The organism is Parabacteroides goldsteinii DSM 19448 = WAL 12034, from assembly GCF_000969835.1.
Classification (GTDB): Bacteria; Bacteroidota; Bacteroidia; order Bacteroidales; family Tannerellaceae; genus Parabacteroides; species Parabacteroides goldsteinii.
Map to the genome: position 1 here is coordinate 273,800 of NZ_KQ033912.1, position 19,453 is coordinate 293,252.

Here is a 19,453-nt window from a genome sequence, read left to right on the forward strand (position 1 = left end):
TACAATAAACGTGCCAAAGTTACAGCTTTTCAGGCAATTCTAGCTACTTTTGCACCTTACATTATAAAAATATGTATGGCAAATCCTTATTTTCAATTCAAAAAGTTCACTATCCGGCATGACAAATGCGCGATGAAGGTCGGAACAGACGCCGTATTGCTGGGAGCATGGGCAGATACGGCCTCATGCAAAAACATATTAGATATAGGAACCGGGACCGGCATCATCGCTTTGATGCTCGCCCAACGGAGCTGTGCGGACATCGATGCGATCGACATTGACAAGGAGGCCTGTATACAGGCAGAAGAAAATGTGGCGGCTTCGCCTTTTGCCGGCAGAATAAAGGTTATTCCTGCTTCCTGTGCGGATTTCGCCCGTTCTATGGCACAGAAAAAATATGACCTGATCGTCTCCAATCCGCCTTACTTTATCAATTCACTGAAATGTCCGGATAATAAACGTTCGGTTGCACGCCATACGGACAGCCTGCCTCTATCCGAACTGGTCGAAAACGCGCGGGCATTACTCTCTTCGCCCGGACGTATAGCATTGGTATTGCCTTACGAGCAACTAGAGGAAGTCAGGGAGACCGCTCAAAAAAACTCCCTGCATATTTGCAGGCAAACGAACGTGATCCCTGTTCCGGGAGCACACCCCAAACGGTTACTGGTCGAATTATCTCCTGTTAGTACAGACACAAAAAACCGGAATACACTGACCATCGAGGAAGCCCGGCATCAGTATACCCCGGAGTATATTGCTCTGACCAAAGATTTTTACCTGAAAATGTAAGGTAATTTCTTATCGAAGAAGCGGGTTACTTCACCGAACAGATTATGGACTTCCTCCGTAAAGGAAACGACTTCCGGCGTAACCACATGCAATGATTGCGGCATGATCGAAATATCGATCCGGCTGTCGGCCATAACCGGCTCACCGTCCAGATGCATGACACCCGGATTCTGGCGAATGATCGTAACCTGCTGCGCCTTCATCGTTTTGATCTTACTGTTCCGGTCTATCTGCTTCGTAAATAACTGGATTGCCAGCGGCGCTATGTCCAGCGGCGTAAAAGGAGACAGAATGGTCAGGTCCATCCGTCCGTCCTGTATATTGGCATGCGGAGCTATGAAAGCGTTATTCCCGTATTGGGAAGCATTGGCACATGCCACCAGGAAAGCTTTTTCCTTGATCGTCTGGTTGTCCACCAACAGTTCATACGGCTCCGGTTTATAACTCAGATACTCTGCCACCGTATTTTTTATATAGGTAAGCGAACCGCGCCTTTTTTCCTCGGCAAACTTCTGACTCACTGCCGCATCGAACCCCACTCCGCAGGTACAAAAGAAAACACGGTCGTTAGCTTTGCAGCAGTCGATTGTTGAAACATGTCCTTTTATAATCAGCTCCAACGCCCGTTTAGCATCCATCGGTATATGAAGCTCGCGGGCCAGCCCGTTGCCAGACCCCTTCGGGACAATCCCCAAAACGGCATCCGAATGAACCATAGCACGGGCTATTTCATTCACCGTACCGTCACCACCAACTGCTATAATGCAATTAGCCCCCTCATCGATCGCTTTCCGGGTCAACTCGCTGGCATGTCCCGGATATTCCGTAAAAGAAATTTCCAACGGACATCCTCCTTTCTCGCACATCCGCTCGATCATCTTAGGGATCTTTCTCTTCGATCCCACCCCGGAAATAGGATTTATTATAGCCTGTACCTTTATTTTTTTCCCGTCCATCCTAACTGTTTATAAAGATTGAAGCGACAAAAATAATGCTTTTGTAAAACTTTTAAAGCATTAAGGCTACTATAAGTTATTTTTTTACTACTTTTGCGGCTGGATTTGCCGAAACATACATGAATATGTATACGACAAACCCTTAATTCTATTAATGGAATTTTAATTAGCGAGAAAATCATTCTCTTCAATAATAATATGAAACTTTTACAAGAGAAACTAGCAAAGTACGATGCTCCTCAAAAAGCTATGGCAGCAGGGATTTATCCTTACTTCAGAATGATCGAAAGCGATCAGGATACTGAAGTGATGATCAGCGGTAAAAAAGTCCTGATGTTTGGCTCAAATGCTTATTTAGGATTGACTAATCACCCTAAAGTAAAAGAGGCAGCAATTGAAGCGATCAAAAAGTACGGTACGGGATGTGCCGGTTCACGTTTCCTGAATGGTACGCTTGACATCCATATCCAATTGGAAAAGCGTCTGGCCGAATTCGTAGGAAAAGAAGACGCAATCGTGTATTCAACAGGTTTCCAGGTGAATCTGGGAGTAGTATCCTGCCTGACAGGGCGTGAAGATTATATCTTATGGGACGAACTGGACCATGCCTCCATTATCGAAGGCCATCGCCTGTCATTCTCAACCAAACTTAAATACAAGCATAACGATATGGATTCGCTGGAAAAACAACTCCAGAAATGCGAACCCGACAAAGTGAAACTGATCGTTATTGACGGTGTATTCAGTATGGAAGGAGACATAGCCAAACTTCCGGAAATCGTTGCCTTGGCAAAGAAATACAATGCCAGCATCATGGTTGACGAAGCACACGGTTTGGGAGTTCTCGGAGATCACGGACGCGGAACTTGTAACCATTTCGGTGTTACCGACGACGTCGACCTGATCATGGGTACTTTCAGTAAATCATTGGCTTCTATCGGTGGATTTATCGCTTCAGACAAAGACACCATCAACTACCTCCGCCACAATTCACGCTCTTACATTTTCAGTGCTAGTAACACTCCGGCAGCTACCGCAGCAGCGGGTGCAGCACTCGATATTATGCTGAGCGAACCGGAGCGCATCGAGCATCTGTGGAAACTGACTCATTATGCGTTGGATGGCTTCCGTAACATGGGTTGCGAAATCGGACATACTTCAACTCCGATCATTCCTTTGTTCATCCGCGACAACGACCTGACATTCCTGATCGTTAAGGAACTGTTCGAAGCAGGCATCTTCGTAAACCCGGTAGTTTCGCCGGCTGTCGCTCCGGAAGATACGCTGATCCGTTTCTCCCTGATGGCAACTCATACGAAAGAGCAGTTGGATTATGCGCTTGAAGCTATTCACAAAGTATTTAAAAGTCACGGCTTAGTAGACTAAACAGTTACTATATTTATAATAAAAGGCTCCCAAACGGTAGAAATACAGGCTTGGGGGCCTTTCACTTTTTTCCTGTTCTTGTTTTTTCACTATCCCTTGCTCATTCTCTGAGAATATTTGACTATTTTTGCGTAATTGTACGTATCATACATACAATACACATTATAAAACATATATATTACCGGAAAATGGATTTCAAACTAAATAAAGGAAGCTGCTGCATGGGGAAAAAGGGATGCAGCAAAATACAAAATACAAAACTGAATACCTACGATTGGCTCTGCGACGTACCTGATGCGGAAAATGCAACCGACTATGTAGAAGTACAATTCAAAAATACCCGGAAAGGTTATTTCCTGAACAGCTCCAAAATACCTCTCGAAAAAGGAGATATGGTCGCTGTCGAAGCCAGTCCCGGACATGATATAGGAATAGTAACCCTCACCGGAAAACTTGTTCTTCTTCAAATGAAAAAGAACAATATACGTACCGGAGAAGGATACGAACCTAAAAAAGTGTACCGCAAGGCAAAGCCCACCGACATCGAGAAATACGAAGAGGCGAAAGCGAAAGAGCATGCAACTATGATCCGTTCACGCCAGATCGCAGCAGACCTGGGACTGAACATGAAGATCGGTGACGTAGAATACCAGGGGGATGGCAACAAGGCTATTTTCTACTACATCGCAGACGAACGTGTCGACTTCCGCCAGCTGATTAAAGTCCTGGCCGAAGCATTCCGCGTACGTATCGAGATGAAGCAGATCGGAGCCCGCCAGGAAGCCGGGCGTATCGGAGGTATCGGACCTTGCGGACGCGAACTTTGTTGTTCCAGCTGGATGACCAGCTTCGTTTCTGTAGCTACCGGTGCCGCCCGTTACCAGGATATTTCCATGAACCCGCAGAAGCTCGCCGGACAATGTGCAAAACTGAAATGTTGTATCAATTACGAAGTGGACGCCTATGTGGAAGCTCAGAAACGCCTGCCCTCGAGGGAGATCGTACTTGAAACGAAAGATAACAACTACTACCATTTCAAGACAGACATCTTCAAACGCGAAATAACTTATTCTACCGACAAATCATTTGCCGCGAACCTGATAACAATATCAGCCGAACGTGCATTCGATGTGATCAATATGAATAAGAAAGGAAGCAAACCGGTCACACTGGAAGCCGACACCAAACCTCAGCCGCCCAAACGCGATGCTCAGGACATTCTCGGCCAGGATAGCGTTACCCGTTTCGACTCAGTCAAGAAAAAGAAGAAAAAACGTCCGGCAGGAAACAACGGAGGCAATAACGGCAATGGCGGCGGAAACAATGCGAACGCTGCTGCCGGTGGCGAAGGCGGCAACAACAGGCCGGCAAACAACAAACAGGCCGGTAACAGACCCGTCAACAACGACAGGCAGCAGCCGGGTAATAACGACAGACAGCCGGGTAACGAAAACAGCAACAGACCTTCCGGCAACAACAACGGTAACAAAGGCGGTAACGCTAATAATAACGGAAATAACGGTAACAACAACCGTAACAACAATAACCGGAATAACAGAAACAGACAAAAACCTAAAGGCAATAATGACAAGCAAGCGAATAATGACAGACCTCAGCAGCAAGCTAAACCGGGCAACAAACCGGAAAATAAGCCCGAAGCTTAAAGGATTCATTGTCGTTCTCTTCATATCCTTATGCTTCTCCTGCGATCGACAGGCCTTGTACGACCAGTACCAGGCCATTGATAATACAATGTGGGGGAAGGATAAGGAATATTATTTCTCTTTTCATGTAGACGACATTTCCGTTCCCTACAACCTGACATTCGAGGTTCGTAATAATAATATGTATCCTTACCAGAACCTCTGGCTTTTCTGCAATGAAGAGCAGCCGATCGGTCCTTTGAAACGGGATACGATAGAATGTGTGCTGGCTGACGAGTTCGGAAAATGGCACGGGCATGGCATATCCCTGTTCCAGTCCAGCTTTCCGATACGGACCAACTACAAATTCGAACACCCAGGGATGTACACATTCAGTTTCCGCCAGGGAATGCGCGACAGTACATTGAGAGGAATCCAAGAAATCGGATTCCGGGTAGAAAAGACTAATTGATCATCGCTCTCTCCGGGAAGCATCCAGGCGCAGGAAGATAAACAACAAGATTGTAAATCCCAGCAAAGAAGAGCCTCCATAGCTGAAGAAAGGCAAGGGAATGCCGATTACGGGCGTTATTCCGGTAACCATTCCCACATTTATCGCCAGGTGAAAGAAGAAGATGGAGGCTACGCTATAGCCATACACCCGGGCAAAAGCCGTATTCTGCCGCTCGGAAAGAATAACCAGCCGGATGATAAATGTCCCGAACAAGATCAGCACCACAGAGGACCCGATAAAACCGTGCTCCTCTCCTACGGTACAGAATATAAAGTCTGTTTCCTGTTCCGGCACATATTTCAGCTTTGTTTGCGTCCCGTTCAGGAAACCTTTTCCGGTCAGTCCTCCCGACCCGATAGCGATCTTCGACTGGTTCACGTTGTAACCGGCACCGCTCGGATCATCTTCCAATCCCAACGAAACTTTGATACGGATCTGCTGATGGGGTTCCAGTATCTCGTCGAACACATAATCCACCGAATACATGAAGGCCATCGACCCCAAAGCAAAGGCGGCGATCAGTGCATAATGCCAGATCCAGTTCTTTACGGAAAGATAAATCAGATAAATAACTGCCAACACGAGCAATCCCATCGAGACCCAGGCAAAGTTTACCGGCACGAACAAAGAAGCGATATAGGCAGCCAGATATACGATTGCCGTTCCTCCCAGCATAACCTGCAAAGCCATCCGGTCCTTCCGCACCATGACCACCAGGAGAAAGGAGATAACCAGTATCATAGATGAGACGATCAGTTCTCCCATATCAGTAGCCCCAACCACTACATCCGAGAATTTCATGGTAGTAACGAAGAACGCCACCGCACAAATGCCTGCCAACAGGATATATCCCGACATTCCTTCCCGGTACAACATCAGGAAAAAAGCAAAATAAACCAAAGCCGAACCGGTCTCCTTTTGCAGGATAATGCAGATCATCGGCAGGAAAATCAGCATGAGCGTGATGGCAAAATTCTTAACGGTAGTCAACTGGAATCCGTAGGAGTTCATAAACTTCGCCACAGCCAAAGCGGTGGCAAACTTGGCAAACTCAGCAGGTTGTATACGCAAAGCCCCCAGCTTCAACCAGGAATGCGAGCCTTTTATATCCGGTGCAAGAAAGATAGTCGCTATCAGTAAAACAATAACGGCCGCATAAATAAGGTAAGCAAAAACATCAAAGAAGTCGCTTTCCAGCATCAGTATGATAAAAATAACCACCATGGACACCCCAACCCACATCAGCTGCGAACCCGGACGTCCGTTTATATCGAACAACCCCATACTGTCAAATTCGAAGCTGGCGCCACAAATCGTAAACCAACCGGCCACTATCATCAACAAGTAAAGTATGATAGTAAACCAGTCGACAGTCTTCCATATTTCAGTTTTCCTGTAACCCACGGTCAGATAATAAATAAACACGATCTTCGGCAACAACCGAATTTATCATTTTTTCTTCCAAAGCCTTATTTTCCGGCGATATTTCACCTTTCAGATACAGTTCCATCATTAATTTCCCGATAGGAACCCCAAACGCCGCACCAAAGCCGCCATTCTGCACATAAACGCAAATTGCCACTTTCGGATTCTTATAAGGAGCAAAACCGATAAACGCAGAGTGATCTTTTCCGTGAGGATTTTCTGCCGTTCCTGTCTTACCGCAAACCTCGATTCCGGGAATAGCAGCCGCCCAACAGGTTCCGCCCAATACGGCGTTGCGCATACCTTCCGCTACTATGTCATAATATTTAGAATCGATAGTCGGATAACGTTTTTGTGTATAAAGCGAATCCAACGGGGTATCCTGTACTTCTTTAACCACATGAGGTGTGATAAAATAACCCCGGTTGGCGATCGTTGCCGCCAGGTTACATATCTGCAACGGCGTTGCGGATATTTCTCCCTGCCCTATCGCAATAGAGATGATCGTGCTGGAGTTCCAGCGCCTGTGCAGTTTATCGTACACTTTACTGTTCGGTATGTATCCTCTTTTTTCACCAGGCAGGTCAATCCCCAAAGGATAGCCATACCCCATCGACACCAAATGATTCTTCCAGACCTCAAAGCCTTCCTGAACAGTGGGATACCGGCGACGGTTATCCAGCATATCATGCAATCCCCAGCAAAAAAAGGAGTTACACGAGGTAGCCAAAGCCGGAACAAGACTTAAAGGAGAAGCATGCCCGTGACAGGCGGGTTTCCGCTTGATCGAATAAGTATATCCATGGGCACAAGTATACATCGTTGAAGGAGTGATAACCCCTTCCTGAAGAAAAATCAGCCCTTGTGTAGGTTTAAAGGTTGAACCGGGAGGATAAAAACCGGTTATGGAACGGTCGATAAGCGGTGTCTGAGGATTTTCCTCCAACATCCTGTGATTCTTTCCACGCTGGCGTCCGACCAATAAACTCGGATCATAATTGGGGGAAGTGACCAGGCAGAGGACCTCACCGGTTTCCGGCTCAATCATAACGATACTACCCACTTTATTCTTCATCAGCTTTTCGCCATAAGCCTGTAAGTTAATATCCAGCGAAAGCTTCAGGTTCTTCCCGGAAACTGGAGCTACATCACTCGCACCGTCATCATACTTACCCTTGATACGGCCGTGCACATCTCGCAAAAGAATCTCCACTCCCTTCTCCCCGCGCAGTTGCTTTTCATAGGAACGTTCAACACCTGCACGTCCGGAATCATCCCCCTGCACATAATAGTCATCTGCCTCTATATCTTTCCGGTTTACCTGGCCGATATTTCCCAGTACATGCGCCGCATAAGGATATTCATATTGCCGGATCGTACGGTTCTGGATATAGAAACCGGGGAACTTATAAAGTTTTTCCTGTAAGATACCGCATTCCTGTGCCGAAAGATGATTCATAAAAACCTGTGGGACATACGACGAGTATCCCGGATTCAACCGCCGATTCTTTATTTCGGCGATCCGTTTTTCAAACTGTTCTTTTGTAATACTCAGGATATTACAGAAATCCAACGTATCGAACGGTTGGATTTCCCGCATGATAAGCATCACATCGTAAGCCGGCTGGTTATAAACCAGTAGATTGTCATTACGGTCATAAATCATTCCGCGGGAAGGCAACAGGGTCTTTTTCAAGAACGCATTGCTGTCTGCCCATGCTTTATAATCGTTCTCAACCACCTGGAGGTAGAATAAACGGATGATAAAGACGAGAACCAGCAGAACCACAGCGCCTATTATCACATAACGCCTGTTCTCAAGTGTATACTTCGTATTAGTCTCCACTCTTTTGTGTCTCTATATTGAATGCTTCTATTGTACAAATTAATAATGTAGTCGTTACCACACTCGCCCCGATACGGATGGCAAGGAATAACGGATCGAACAGCGTCAACGATTCGATCAGGAATAAAGTGACATGTTGAATCACCACAAATGAAAGCACATACCGGAAGAAGCCACCATAACCAAAGGTCTTATAGGAAGGATAAATCCCCTCGGGCAAGTCCTTCCCCATAAAAAAACGTATCAGCGGTTCACGGATAAATCCGGCCAGCGTACAGGCTGCCGCATGCATTCCGGGGGTATTTGAAAACATATCGATCACCAGGCCGATAAGGAAAGAGAAAAGAACGACCAGGTCGCGCGACGTACCCACCGGCATCTTTATAATAAAATAAAGATACAGGAACGGCGTTGCAATCCGCAGGAAATGGATATTATTCAGGATCAAAGCCTGAATTAATACCAGTACAACGAAATAAACCAATCCCCGTAATAAATTAATCATTTCTTCTCGCCTCTTGTTCTACTCTTCTTTGTTCTGCCTGATTATAATTCTTGATGATACGGACATTGTTCAGTGCCTGAAAGTCCGTAGCCAATTCCACCTCCAGTGAAAAAAAGTTGTCATCATGCTGTTTTTCAAAATCTGCCACCGTACCGACAATCAGCCCTGCCGGAAACACGCTCGAATAACCGCTTGTCACGATCGTATCTCCCTTCTGGAACTCCACATGACGCGGCAATTCTTCCAGATTGGCAAAACGGATATCACGCCCTTTCCAACTCAAAGCCCCGAAATAAGTACTTCCCAACACTTTGCAGCTCAACCGCGATTTCGGATTAAGCAAAGGTATGATCACAGAGAAATGATCGTTCACCGTCGAAACAATTCCTACAACTCCTCTTTCGGAAACAACTCCCATATCAGGTGCTATTCCGTCTTTACTTCCTTTGTTTACAGTGATATAATTCGAAAGATGGCTGACACTGTTATTCACCACCCCGGCCAGAATAAAACTATATGCAAACTGCTCGGTCGAATCAGGAGCAAACCCGGCAAAAGCAACCGTATCCGCCACCATCATATCCAAACGGTCCTGCAACTCCAGCAATTCCATCTCCAGTTGCCCGTTCCTTTCCAGCAATTCCTTGTTAATCTCATGCAGGTTCAGATACGATGTTACATAACCGGAAACGGACGCAATATGTCCTGTCAATACGTTTGCCGAACTGAAGATGATATTCCGCTGATATGCATTATTACGATAAATCAGCATCAGCGAAACAATCTCAAGCAAAACGAACAGGAACCAATGCCTCTTTCTTACCAGGAAGTCCAGCAGTTTACGCATAAATAATAATGTGCCAATTTGATAATGTGCCAATATGCCAATTAATCAATACACCGACGAATGTGTCTTTTATTGGCACATTGGCATATTGAATAACTGGCACATTATTCCCCTTATCGAATAAGGAAATTAAATTTATCTATATTCTTTAATGCTACACCTGTACCTATTGCAACCGCATGCAACGGATCTTCTGCAATATGGAACGGGATATTGATCTTATCCGTCAGACGTTTGTCAAGCCCGCGCATCAAAGCACCGCCACCTGCCAGGTAGATACCGTTACGTACGATATCGGCATACAGTTCGGGAGGAGTCTGCTCGAGTGCACTCAGAATAGCTGCCTCCATCTTGGAGATCGATTTCTCCAGGCAATGTGCGATTTCCTGATAAGAAACGGGAACTTCCATCGGAAGAGCCGTCATCTGGTTCGGACCATGTACGATATAATCTTCAGGAGGATTATCCAGGAACGTCAGGGCTGAACCGACATTGATCTTGATCAGTTCGGCAGTACGTTCACCCACCTTCACATTGTGCTGGCGGCGCATATATTCCATAATATCAGCCGTCAGGTCATCTCCTGCAATACGGATCGATTTATTGGAAACGATACCGCCCAGCGAGATAACAGCGATCTCGGTCGTACCACCGCCTATATCCACGATCATATTGCCTTCAGGTGCTTCTACATCGATACCGATACCGATTGCAGCAGCCATAGGTTCATAAATCATGTAGACGTCGCGTCCGCCGGCATGCTCGGCAGAGTCGCGTACGGCACGGATCTCCACTTCAGTACTGCCCGAAGGAATACAAACCACGATGCGCAGCGAAGGGGAGAACCAGCGGTGTTTCGGATTTATCATTTTAATCATGCCGCGTATCATTTGCTCGGCAGCAAAGAAGTCGGCAATCACGCCATCGCGGAGCGGACGGATCGTACGAATATTCTCGTGCGTCTTTCCGTGCATCTGGCGTGCCTTTTCTCCGACCGCCAATACTTTGTCGGTACGCCGGTCGAGGGCAACTACCGATGGCTGATCCACTACGACCTTACCACCACTGATGATGATGGTATTCGCAGTACCCAGGTCCATCGCTATTTCTTGTGTGAAAGAAAATAATCCCATAAAAATAATGTGTTAATTTGCCAATGTGCTAATGTGCCAATGAAAAGTGCTTATAATTGGCACATTGGCATATTGTCTTATTGGCATATTATTAATGTTTGAAATGACGGACACCCGTCTTAACCATAGCCAAGCCATGCTCGTTGCAATAATCAACAGACAGCTTGTCATTTACAGAACCACCCGGCTGAATAACAGCAGTAATACCTGCTTTATCAGCTATTTCAACACAGTCAGGGAAAGGGAAAAATGCATCAGAAGCCATAACGGCACCTTTCAAATCGAATTTGAAAGCGTTTGCCTTTTCAATGGCCTGTTTCAAAGAATCCACGCGAGATGTCTGACCGATACCGCTTGCGCAAAGTTGTTTGTTCTTTACCAAAGTGATAGCGTTCGATTTGCTGTGCTTCACCAGTTTATTAGCGAACAACAGGTCCTCTGTTTCCTGTGCGGAAGGTTGTTTGTCAGTCATCGGTTCCAGATCTGCGGCAGTCTGGATACTCAGGTCTTTTTCCTGCATCAATGCACCATTTAACAGTGAACGGAATTGCATCGGACAAGTCTTTGCATCCTTGCGGACCAGGATGATGCGGTTTTTCTTCTGCATCAACACTTCCAAAGCGTCTTTTGTATATTCCGGGGCGATGATTACTTCGAAGAAAATCTTGTTGATCTCTTCGGCTACTTCTTTATCGATTGCGCTGTTGGTAATCAGGATACCGCCGAATGCAGAAACCGGGTCTCCGGCCAGTGCCTCTTTCCATGCTTCAAGCACAGTCGGACGGGATGCGATACCACAGGCATTATTATGTTTCAGGATAGCGAATGTCAGTTCATCGAACTCGTCGATCAGGCTAACGGCAGCATCGATATCCAACAGGTTGTTGTAGGAGATCTCTTTACCATGGATCTGGTCGAACATATCGTTGAACTTGCCATAATATTTAGCAGCCTGGTGAGGATTTTCACCATAACGCAAGTGCATCGGCTGGTCTACGGCAGCACGGAAATGCGAACCCTCGCCTCCGTCGAAATAATTGAAAATAGCAGAGTCATAGCCGGATGAAACAGCAAATGCTTCTTTGGCGAACCATTTACGGTCTTCCAGGGAAGTTTCTGCACCCTTTTCATTCAACACCTGCATCAACGGCTGATACTGTGCTTTGGATGCTACGATCACTACATCTTTAAAGTTTTTTGCAGCGGCACGGATCAATGAGATACCGCCTATATCTATCTTTTCGATAATTGCCTGTTCTTCTGCGCCTGAAGCTACTGTTTCTTCAAACGGATAGAGGTCTACAATCACCAGGTCGATTTCAGGAATTTCGTATTCTGCAATCTGCGCTTTATCGCCTTCGTTATCTCTGCGGTTGAGGATACCTCCAAAAACTTTCGGGTGAAGAGTCTTAACACGTCCTCCCAGGATAGAAGGATAACCGGTCAGGTCTTCCACTGCATCGCAAGGGATGTTTAATGATTCGATAAATGTCTGAGTTCCACCTGTTGACACGAAGGTTACGCCTTCGCTATGAAGTTTCTTTAATATTTCATCCAGTCCCTCTTTATGGTATACAGAGACCAATGCACGCTTGATACGTTTTGTTGCAGCCATCTTTGTTCGGTTTATTTTAATGTTTTAGAGCACAAAAGTAGATAATTATTTTCAATAAGCACATAGGATAAGTAAATTTCTTTCCATAACAAAAGCGGGGATTTTTCATGCTATCCTGTTGATAGTGAAAAGTCCCCGCCATAAATAACGGAACGAAAGCGATCCGTGTTAACGTTTATTCATTGCTCTCAACAAATTCTTACCAACCTTAAACCTGACGCTGGTACGGGGAGCGATCGGACAACTCTCTCCGGTACAGGGATTACGGCCTGCACGAAAACTCTGTTTCCAGGGACGGAAAGTGCCGAAGCCTTGCAGGACAATATCGTTCCCGTCACTCAGTCCCTCTTCCATCACCTCCATCAGAACCTCCACCATCTGCCGCGCAACCACCTCGGTACATCCGACCCGGGATGCCATTGATTTTATTAAGTCTGTTTTATTCATAATTATTAGGTTGTTTCTGTTATTATCAAAATAGAACTATCCAATTATAGACTGATTGTTACTGGCTCCCCTCTTGAGAGACTGTTTAAAAACTAGTCTCTCGAGAGGGGAGAGAGACACTTTCGTCGCTGATAATCAACTCTAACATAACCTGGCGGTTGATGGCGGCGCGGGGTAGGTTTTTACGTCTTCACGGTCGAGGTAATGGCCGGCGGGTAGTAACGAGCTACGCGGTACATCTCCGACAGGGTGAGCCGGGCGGGATGCGAATATAAGAGGCGGGCGGCTTCGGCGTCGCTAACCGGAGCCGATTCTTAACTGAGGCGCAGTTCCACGCGGCGCAGGTAGGGGAAGATGTCGCGCAGCAGTTCGCCGTAGACGCGGCCGTCTTCCAGTTGCATCAGGTAGGTTTCGCAGCCTTCGAAGATGCCGTAGTTGTCGATGATGAAACAGACTGCTTCCGCATAGGGTTTGCCGGAAACAGAGACCATGCGGCGCAGTTCCTCCAGTCTTCCGCCACGCTGCCACAGATCACCGGGCAGTCTTCCGACAGGTAACGGCGGCTGATGTAGGTGCGGAACTCTTCGGCACGCTGGCGCGACAATGTCTCGTTATGCTGGTAGGAGCCTTCGGGCGAGGCGTAGCTGGCGACCAGCACCTGACGAAACTGCGAAATACCGGATTCATCTTCGGGGATCAGGAAACGGATTTCCTTGTTATAGCGGTTGTAGATCGCGGCAGTGGGTTCGCCGGCTATCTTCACACAGGGCGGGACGAGAGCTAGGTCAGCGGTCAGCACCTCGTCGGTAAGCACCTCTCCCCGACAACAGTCGCGGCTGATCTGGCGGAGCGACAGCCCGGCGTTGCGCATCCAGGAGGTGTAAGGCACGCGGACGGTATAGTCAATTTCGTGGAGGCTTCCTTTTTTCAGGGACACAATGCGGCGGTAACAGTCGCTGCCGAGGATACGGACCGATGACCGCCAGGGCGCGGGCATCGTAACGGGCACGGCGGCGGCCGCTTACTACGATAGCCGGAAGCGTCAGCGAATACCCATCGGCTTCGAGGCGGGGTTCAAGGACCAGGCTGCGCGACGAGGGGACACGGATATCTTCAAGCACGAATTGCAGGTGCAGCAAGACAGTGTCGTCGCCTACCTCCACCTCACGGAAAGTAATACGGAGGGGCGGTACTCCTTCCCCACCCTCTGCGAGGGTACAGGCTGGAAGGGTGGCGGAATGTTCCGAGCACTTCCGTACAGTGGTAGCAGACGTATTTTTCATATTGTATATAGGCGTAGCCAGCACCGACAAACGCTTCCCCCCCCAATGGCAGCCGATCACCCAATGGTAACCCCAGGTCAGTCCGCCGCCGTAGAGTTCGCCCCGGTAGTTTTTCTCTTCCATCCCCGGGATAAACGGGATATTTCCGATATTGAAATGGCCGTAGTGGCCGTGAAGGCCGAAGAAGTGGCCCTCATACGTCTGGCAGGGCCAGTAGCGCAGTTCGGGTTGTACAAGGTAATGTTTGAGCGACATATCGTTTTTGAACTCCCAGGCATCGTAAGCACACCAAAGGTCAAAACTCATTTTCCTGCCCAAACGGAACTCGAATCCCATATTCGGGGTGCTCGTTCCCAAATAGAGAAGGTTACTTTTCAATGACACATGTTGTCCGTGAAGAGGAATGAATACCATATGCAAACACATGAGTATCAGTATATAAAAGAGTCTCTTTTCCATCGTTTATCTTTCTTTATCCTATAGACCTTATTTACGAAATAAGGGTTCAGGCCCTTTCCAGAAACATATCGGCCGCTTTCTTCGTAATCTTCGCATTCGCCTTGTTCAGTACCGACTGGTCCAGTTGGGCCAGGTAGATACGGGTTGTCTTCTCCGAAGTATGTCCCATGGCCTGGCTGATTACTGCCACCGGGATATTCTGACGGAGCGCCTCGGTAACCCACGAATGGCGTGCCACATAGGAAGTCAGCTTCACCGACAGATGCAGGCGGGCGCCGATAATCACGAGCAGGCTGTTGTATTTACGAAGCGCAGTTTTATAGGCTTCGTGTCCGTCCTTGCCCGCCGAGAGGACCGGGAAAAGGTAAGGAGAACCTTTCTGCCCGTACTTTCTCAAGAGTAACCGCATGGCAGGCGTAATCCCCCACCCGTATCAGTGCCCCGGTCTTATGCCGATAATAGACGATCTCGCCGCCCACGATGTTTTTCTTTGTCAGGCAGGCAAGGTCCACAAAAGGGATTCCGCAGGCGAGGTAAGAGAAAATAAACAGGTCAAGCACTTCACGCAGCGAAGGTTCCCCCGGATAGTCCGCCTGCATCACTTTATTGACTTCCGCGATCTTCAAGGCACGTTTGGCCGTTTCCTCCCGTTTGAGATGCAACCCGGCAAAAGGGTCGCTGGCCGGTCCGGGCAATCCTTCCCGCAAAGCGGTATGGCAAAGTGCCCGGAAACTGCTCAGGTAACTGTTCACCGTATTCACCGCCAGCCCTTCGGCGCGTAGCGAACTGCCAAAATCATCTACCATGGCGGCGGTTATATCTGTCCATTGCAGCGAAGCGCCTTTCCAAAAACGGTACAGCCGGTTGCGAACCACGCGGTAAAGATCAGCCGTACTATCCTTTCCCGCCTCCCGTTTCCAGGCGACCTGAAAGTCCATGTAAACGAAAATGTTTTGTGTCATATTTCTTATATCATTATAGAAAAAAACAAATGTACAACAAGTTATACGCTGCGGGAAGTTCCAAAAAGTCAATAGATTTTAGTATCTTTGCGCACTCATTCGAAAAATTAATAGGTATTCAATATATGATAACAGTAAACAATCTGGACGTACAGTTCGGCAAACGTATCCTCTTTCAGGATGTAAACATGAAGTTTACGCCGGGTAACTGCTACGGTATTATCGGTGCCAACGGTGCCGGAAAATCAACATTTCTCCGCGTGATCAGCAAACAGCTCGACCCGACACGCGGTTCGGTAACTTTAGGCCCGGGAGAACGTCTTTCGGTATTAAGCCAGGACCACTTTGCTTTTGACGAACATACGGTTATGGACACGGTCCTGATGGGACATACCACCTTGTGGGAAGTCATGAGCGAAAAGAATGCGCTTTACGAAAAGCCTGACTTCAGCGATGCCGACGGTATCCGCGTTTCGGAACTCGAAGAGAAGTTCGCCGAGATGGAAGGATGGAACGCCGAAAGCGATGCAGCCAACCTGTTGAGCGGCCTGGGTATCGCCGAAGAGTACCATTACAGCATGATGAAAGACCTGAGCGGTAAGCAGAAGGTGCGTATATTACTTGCCCGCGCTCTTTTCGGACAGCCGGACAACCTGCTACTGGATGAGCCGACCAACGACCTCGACCTGGAAACGGTGAGCTGGCTGGAAAATTACCTGTCCAACTCCGACCACACGATCCTGGTAGTGAGCCACGACCGTCACTTCCTCGACTCTGTCTGTACACACACCGTAGATATCGACTTCGGTAAACTGCAAATGTTTGCCGGTAATTATAGCTTCTGGTACGAATCAAGCCAGTTGGCACTCCGTCAGCAGCAGAACCAGAACAAGAAAGCGGAAGAAAAGAAAAAGGAACTGGAAGAGTTTATCCGCCGTTTCAGTGCCAACGTGGCGAAGTCCAAACAGACTACCAGCCGTAAGAAGATGATCGAAAAGCTGAATATCGAAGAGATCAAACCGTCTTCACGCCGTTACCCGGGTATTATCTTTACCCCGAACCGCGAACCGGGCAACCAGATTCTCGAAGTGAAAGGACTGACGAAAAGCATCGAAGGTAAGGTTTTGTTCAAAGATCTGAACTTCAACGTAGAAAAGGACGACAAGATTGTATTCATCAGCCGCGACCCGCGTGCCATGACTGCCCTCTTCCAGATTATCAACGGAGAAGAAAAGCCGGAAGCCGGTACTTTCCAATGGGGCCAGACGATCACAACGACCTATCTGCCGTTGGATAATGCCAAATATTTCGATTCCGATTATAACCTGATCGACTGGCTGAGCCAGTTCGCCGGAGATACTAACGAAGTATTCCTGAAAGGTTTCCTCGGCCGTATGCTGTTCTCGGGTGAAGAATTGCTGAAAAAGGTTAGCGTATTGTCCGGAGGTGAAAAGATGCGTTGCATGATTTCCCGGATGATGTTGACGGATGCAAACTGCCTGATCCTGGATACACCGACCAACCACCTAGATCTGGAATCTATCCAGGCATTCAATAATACGTTGCAGTCATTCAGAGGAAACGTCCTTTTCTCCAGTCATGACCACGAGTTCATCCAGACGGTGGCAAACCGTATTATCGAACTGACACCTAACGGCATCATCGACAAGATGATGGATTACGATGATTACATCACCGATCCGACAGTAGCCGAATTACGAGAAAAGTTATATAAATAGTAACTTTTCTCCTCTGGAGAGGGGGCAGGGGGTGTGTATTAGATATATTATATAGAGATGAAAAAGCGGTTGTTATTCCTTCTGACAGTATTTATTGGCTGGCTTCCGGTCCTCGCCATTCAAAAGCCGGTCTTCATGTTATATCACCATGCCTTAGCGAACGGGTGTTCGCTAACCGATTACCTTAAGGTAATTACTCATGGTTTGTTGCTGGATTGTACGGTTTCAGGGTATCTGACAGTTATTCCGCTTCTCTCTGTATTGATTTCCATCTGGTTACCGGGGAGGTTCTATCAGAAGTTCCTGAAAAGTTATTTTCTGATTATGGGAATCGTGGTTGCAGCCATCTTTGCGGTAGACGTTGCCCTGTATGGTTACTGGGGATTCCGGCTGGACGCCACCCTGTTCTTTTACCTGCAATCGCCCGCCGATGCCATGGCTAGCGTGCCGGTCGGTACATTCCTGCTTCAGTTCGCTCTTTTCGGGATCTATGCTTACGGGATATTCTGGCTGTTTAAACGGTTTATCGTACCTTTATTTCCCGCGACTCCGGCTTATAACAGATTGGGAGGAACAATCATAGTCCTGCTGCTCGCCGGTATCCTTTTCATTCCGATCCGGGGAGGCGTGACTACTTCAACTGCCAATGTCGGCATGGTCTATTTCAGCAAAAACCAGTTTCTGAACCACTCAGCGATCAATCCGGCATTCAGCCTGCTCGCTTCTCTCAGCAAACAACAGGATTTTGCCGCCCAGTTCAATTTCTTCCCGGAAGAAGAGAGAAAGGAGCGTTATGCCGCACTGACCCTTCCGGATGACAGCCTGACAAATAACACGGAAAAGGTCAATCTGCTGACAACCGACCGTCCAAACATACTGATCATCTTGATGGAAAGTTTTACGGCAAACGCCATCGAAGCCGTGGGAGGAGAAGCGGGGATCACCCCGAATCTGAACAGGCTAAGCAAAGAGGGGATCACCTTCACCAATATATATGCCAACTCCTTCCGTACCGACAGGGGGATTGTTGCCGTACTGAACGGTTACCTGGCACAGCCGACGACTTCTATCATGAAGTATCCCGCCAAAAGCCAGACACTTCCTTCTATCGCCAAAAGCCTGGGAGAACAGGGATATGTAGCCGATATGCTTTACGGAGGAGATATCAACTTTACGAATATGCAAAGTTACTTCTTCAGTTCGGGATACAGCCAAATCACTGCCGACCGTGACTTTCCACTCTCCAGCCGCCTCAGCAAATGGGGAGCAAACGATGATATTACATTCACTCATCTATACGAATCGATCAAAGACCGGGATGAAAAGACGCCGTGGCTCAGTACATTCCTGACATTGAGCAGCCATGAACCGTTCGAAGTGCCTTTCCACCATCTGGATGACCCGTATCTCAACTCCGTTGCATTTACCGACAGTTGCATCGGTAGCTTTGTAGATAAGCTAAAGGAATTGCCGACCTGGAAGAGCACACTGATCGTGCTGGTATCCGACCACGGTTTCCGTTACCCTTCAACACTGACGGATTACGAACCCCGCCGTTTCCACATCCCGATGATCTGGTTGGGCGGAGCCGTTAAAGAGCCGATGGTGATCGACACCTATGCCAACCAGACAGACCTGGCTGCCACCCTATTGTGCCAGCTGAACCTGCCGCACGACTCCTTCATATTCAGCCGCGACATACTCGATCCCGGCTCCCCCAAATACGCCTTCTACACCTTCCCCAACGGATTCGGTTTCATCGACAGCACAGGCATTTCAGTATATGACAACGAAAGCAACAAACCTTTGCTCGAAACCCCGGTAACAAACAGCGAAACCCGCCTGAATAAAGGCAAAGTACTGTTACAAACGCTGTATGACGATTTGGGTAGCAGGTGAAG

18 protein-coding genes are annotated in these 19,453 nt (G+C 47.6%); 6 read left to right on the forward strand and 12 right to left on the reverse strand.

The features are described from left to right. Nucleotides 1–75 precede the first annotated feature (75 nt). The gene (locus tag HMPREF1535_RS01350) at nt 76–792 is read left to right on the forward strand and encodes a tRNA1(Val) (adenine(37)-N6)-methyltransferase (protein ID WP_046145080.1); all 717 of its coding nucleotides are present in this window, start codon (nt 76–78) and stop codon (nt 790–792) included. Here HMPREF1535_RS01350 and HMPREF1535_RS01355 read toward each other — a convergent pair. Next, on the reverse strand, nt 777–1,748 hold the full coding sequence (locus HMPREF1535_RS01355; protein WP_007659010.1) for a diacylglycerol/lipid kinase family protein: 972 nt from the start codon (nt 1,746–1,748) through the stop codon (nt 777–779). The genes HMPREF1535_RS01350 and HMPREF1535_RS01355 overlap by 16 nt on opposite strands. 198 nt (nt 1,749–1,946) lie before the next feature. On the opposite strand from HMPREF1535_RS01355, the gene spt reads away from it, so the two are divergent. The 3 genes from spt to gldH all read left to right on the forward strand — a co-directional run bounded on the left by spt (nt 1,947) and on the right by gldH (nt 5,249). Then, nucleotides 1,947–3,134, forward strand: a complete 1,188-nt coding sequence (gene spt, locus HMPREF1535_RS01360) for a serine palmitoyltransferase (RefSeq protein ID WP_007659011.1) — start codon at nt 1,947–1,949, stop codon at nt 3,132–3,134. Nucleotides 3,135–3,322: 188 nt separating this feature from the next. Further along, complete coding sequence (locus tag HMPREF1535_RS01365) at nt 3,323–4,798, forward strand: PSP1 domain-containing protein (protein WP_046145081.1); 1,476 nt, start codon at nt 3,323–3,325, stop codon at nt 4,796–4,798. After that, complete coding sequence (gldH, locus tag HMPREF1535_RS01370) at nt 4,737–5,249, forward strand: gliding motility lipoprotein GldH (protein ID WP_007659013.1); 513 nt, start codon at nt 4,737–4,739, stop codon at nt 5,247–5,249. Before HMPREF1535_RS01365 ends, gldH begins: the two co-directional genes overlap by 62 nt. Here gldH and rodA read toward each other — a convergent pair whose 3' ends face one another. The 11 genes from rodA to HMPREF1535_RS01425 all read right to left on the reverse strand — a co-directional run bounded on the left by rodA (nt 5,250) and on the right by HMPREF1535_RS01425 (nt 15,813). Beyond that, the gene (gene rodA / locus HMPREF1535_RS01375) at nt 5,250–6,695 is read right to left on the reverse strand and encodes a rod shape-determining protein RodA (RefSeq protein ID WP_046146357.1); all 1,446 of its coding nucleotides are present in this window, start codon (nt 6,693–6,695) and stop codon (nt 5,250–5,252) included. It lies immediately after the preceding gene. Beyond that, nucleotides 6,676–8,562 (reverse strand): peptidoglycan D,D-transpeptidase FtsI family protein, encoded by a 1,887-nt coding sequence (locus HMPREF1535_RS01380; protein WP_046145082.1) that lies wholly within the window; start codon nt 8,560–8,562, stop codon nt 6,676–6,678. Before HMPREF1535_RS01380 ends, rodA begins: the two co-directional genes overlap by 20 nt. After that, nucleotides 8,552–9,067 carry a rod shape-determining protein MreD gene (mreD, locus tag HMPREF1535_RS01385; RefSeq protein WP_007659016.1) on the reverse strand — a complete coding sequence of 172 codons (516 nt, stop codon included), beginning with the start codon at nt 9,065–9,067 and terminating at the stop codon, nt 8,552–8,554. Before mreD ends, HMPREF1535_RS01380 begins: the two co-directional genes overlap by 11 nt. Further along, nucleotides 9,060–9,914: a rod shape-determining protein MreC gene (mreC, locus tag HMPREF1535_RS01390; protein ID WP_007659017.1), complete on the reverse strand. Its 855-nt coding sequence runs from the start codon at nt 9,912–9,914 to the stop codon at nt 9,060–9,062. Before mreC ends, mreD begins: the two co-directional genes overlap by 8 nt. A gap of 113 nt (nt 9,915–10,027) precedes the next feature. Then, a complete protein-coding gene (locus HMPREF1535_RS01395; RefSeq protein WP_007659018.1) occupies nt 10,028–11,047 on the reverse strand; it encodes a rod shape-determining protein in 1,020 nt (339 codons plus the stop codon). Between the two features lie 91 nt (nt 11,048–11,138). Continuing rightward, nucleotides 11,139–12,662: a bifunctional phosphoribosylaminoimidazolecarboxamide formyltransferase/IMP cyclohydrolase gene (purH, locus tag HMPREF1535_RS01400; RefSeq protein ID WP_046145083.1), complete on the reverse strand. Its 1,524-nt coding sequence runs from the start codon at nt 12,660–12,662 to the stop codon at nt 11,139–11,141. Nucleotides 12,663–12,830: 168 nt separating this feature from the next. Beyond that, complete coding sequence (locus HMPREF1535_RS01405) at nt 12,831–13,109, reverse strand: HU family DNA-binding protein (RefSeq protein WP_046145084.1); 279 nt, start codon at nt 13,107–13,109, stop codon at nt 12,831–12,833. Nucleotides 13,110–13,509: 400 nt separating this feature from the next. Next, a complete protein-coding gene (locus HMPREF1535_RS01410) occupies nt 13,510–14,046 on the reverse strand; it encodes a hypothetical protein (protein ID WP_244275551.1) in 537 nt (178 codons plus the stop codon). Continuing rightward, nucleotides 14,012–14,851, reverse strand: a complete 840-nt coding sequence (locus HMPREF1535_RS26155) for a DUF3575 domain-containing protein (protein WP_242507771.1) — start codon at nt 14,849–14,851, stop codon at nt 14,012–14,014. Before HMPREF1535_RS26155 ends, HMPREF1535_RS01410 begins: the two co-directional genes overlap by 35 nt. 46 nt (nt 14,852–14,897) lie before the next feature. After that, nucleotides 14,898–15,248, reverse strand: coding sequence for a tyrosine-type recombinase/integrase (locus HMPREF1535_RS26160; protein WP_244275552.1), 351 nt, complete (start codon nt 15,246–15,248; stop codon nt 14,898–14,900). Beyond that, the gene (locus HMPREF1535_RS01425; protein WP_229102488.1) at nt 15,169–15,813 is read right to left on the reverse strand and encodes a site-specific integrase; all 645 of its coding nucleotides are present in this window, start codon (nt 15,811–15,813) and stop codon (nt 15,169–15,171) included. The genes HMPREF1535_RS26160 and HMPREF1535_RS01425 overlap by 80 nt, the downstream gene beginning before the upstream one ends. Before the next feature lie 125 nt (nt 15,814–15,938). Between HMPREF1535_RS01425 and HMPREF1535_RS01430 the strand changes: the two genes are divergently transcribed. Both HMPREF1535_RS01430 and HMPREF1535_RS01435 read left to right on the forward strand, forming a co-directional pair. Then, entirely contained in the window at nt 15,939–17,552 is a 1,614-nt protein-coding gene (locus HMPREF1535_RS01430; RefSeq protein WP_044214846.1) for an ABC-F family ATP-binding cassette domain-containing protein, read from the forward strand. 57 nt (nt 17,553–17,609) lie between these two features. Beyond that, complete coding sequence (locus HMPREF1535_RS01435) at nt 17,610–19,451, forward strand: LTA synthase family protein (RefSeq protein WP_046145086.1); 1,842 nt, start codon at nt 17,610–17,612, stop codon at nt 19,449–19,451. Nucleotides 19,452–19,453 lie beyond the last annotated feature (2 nt).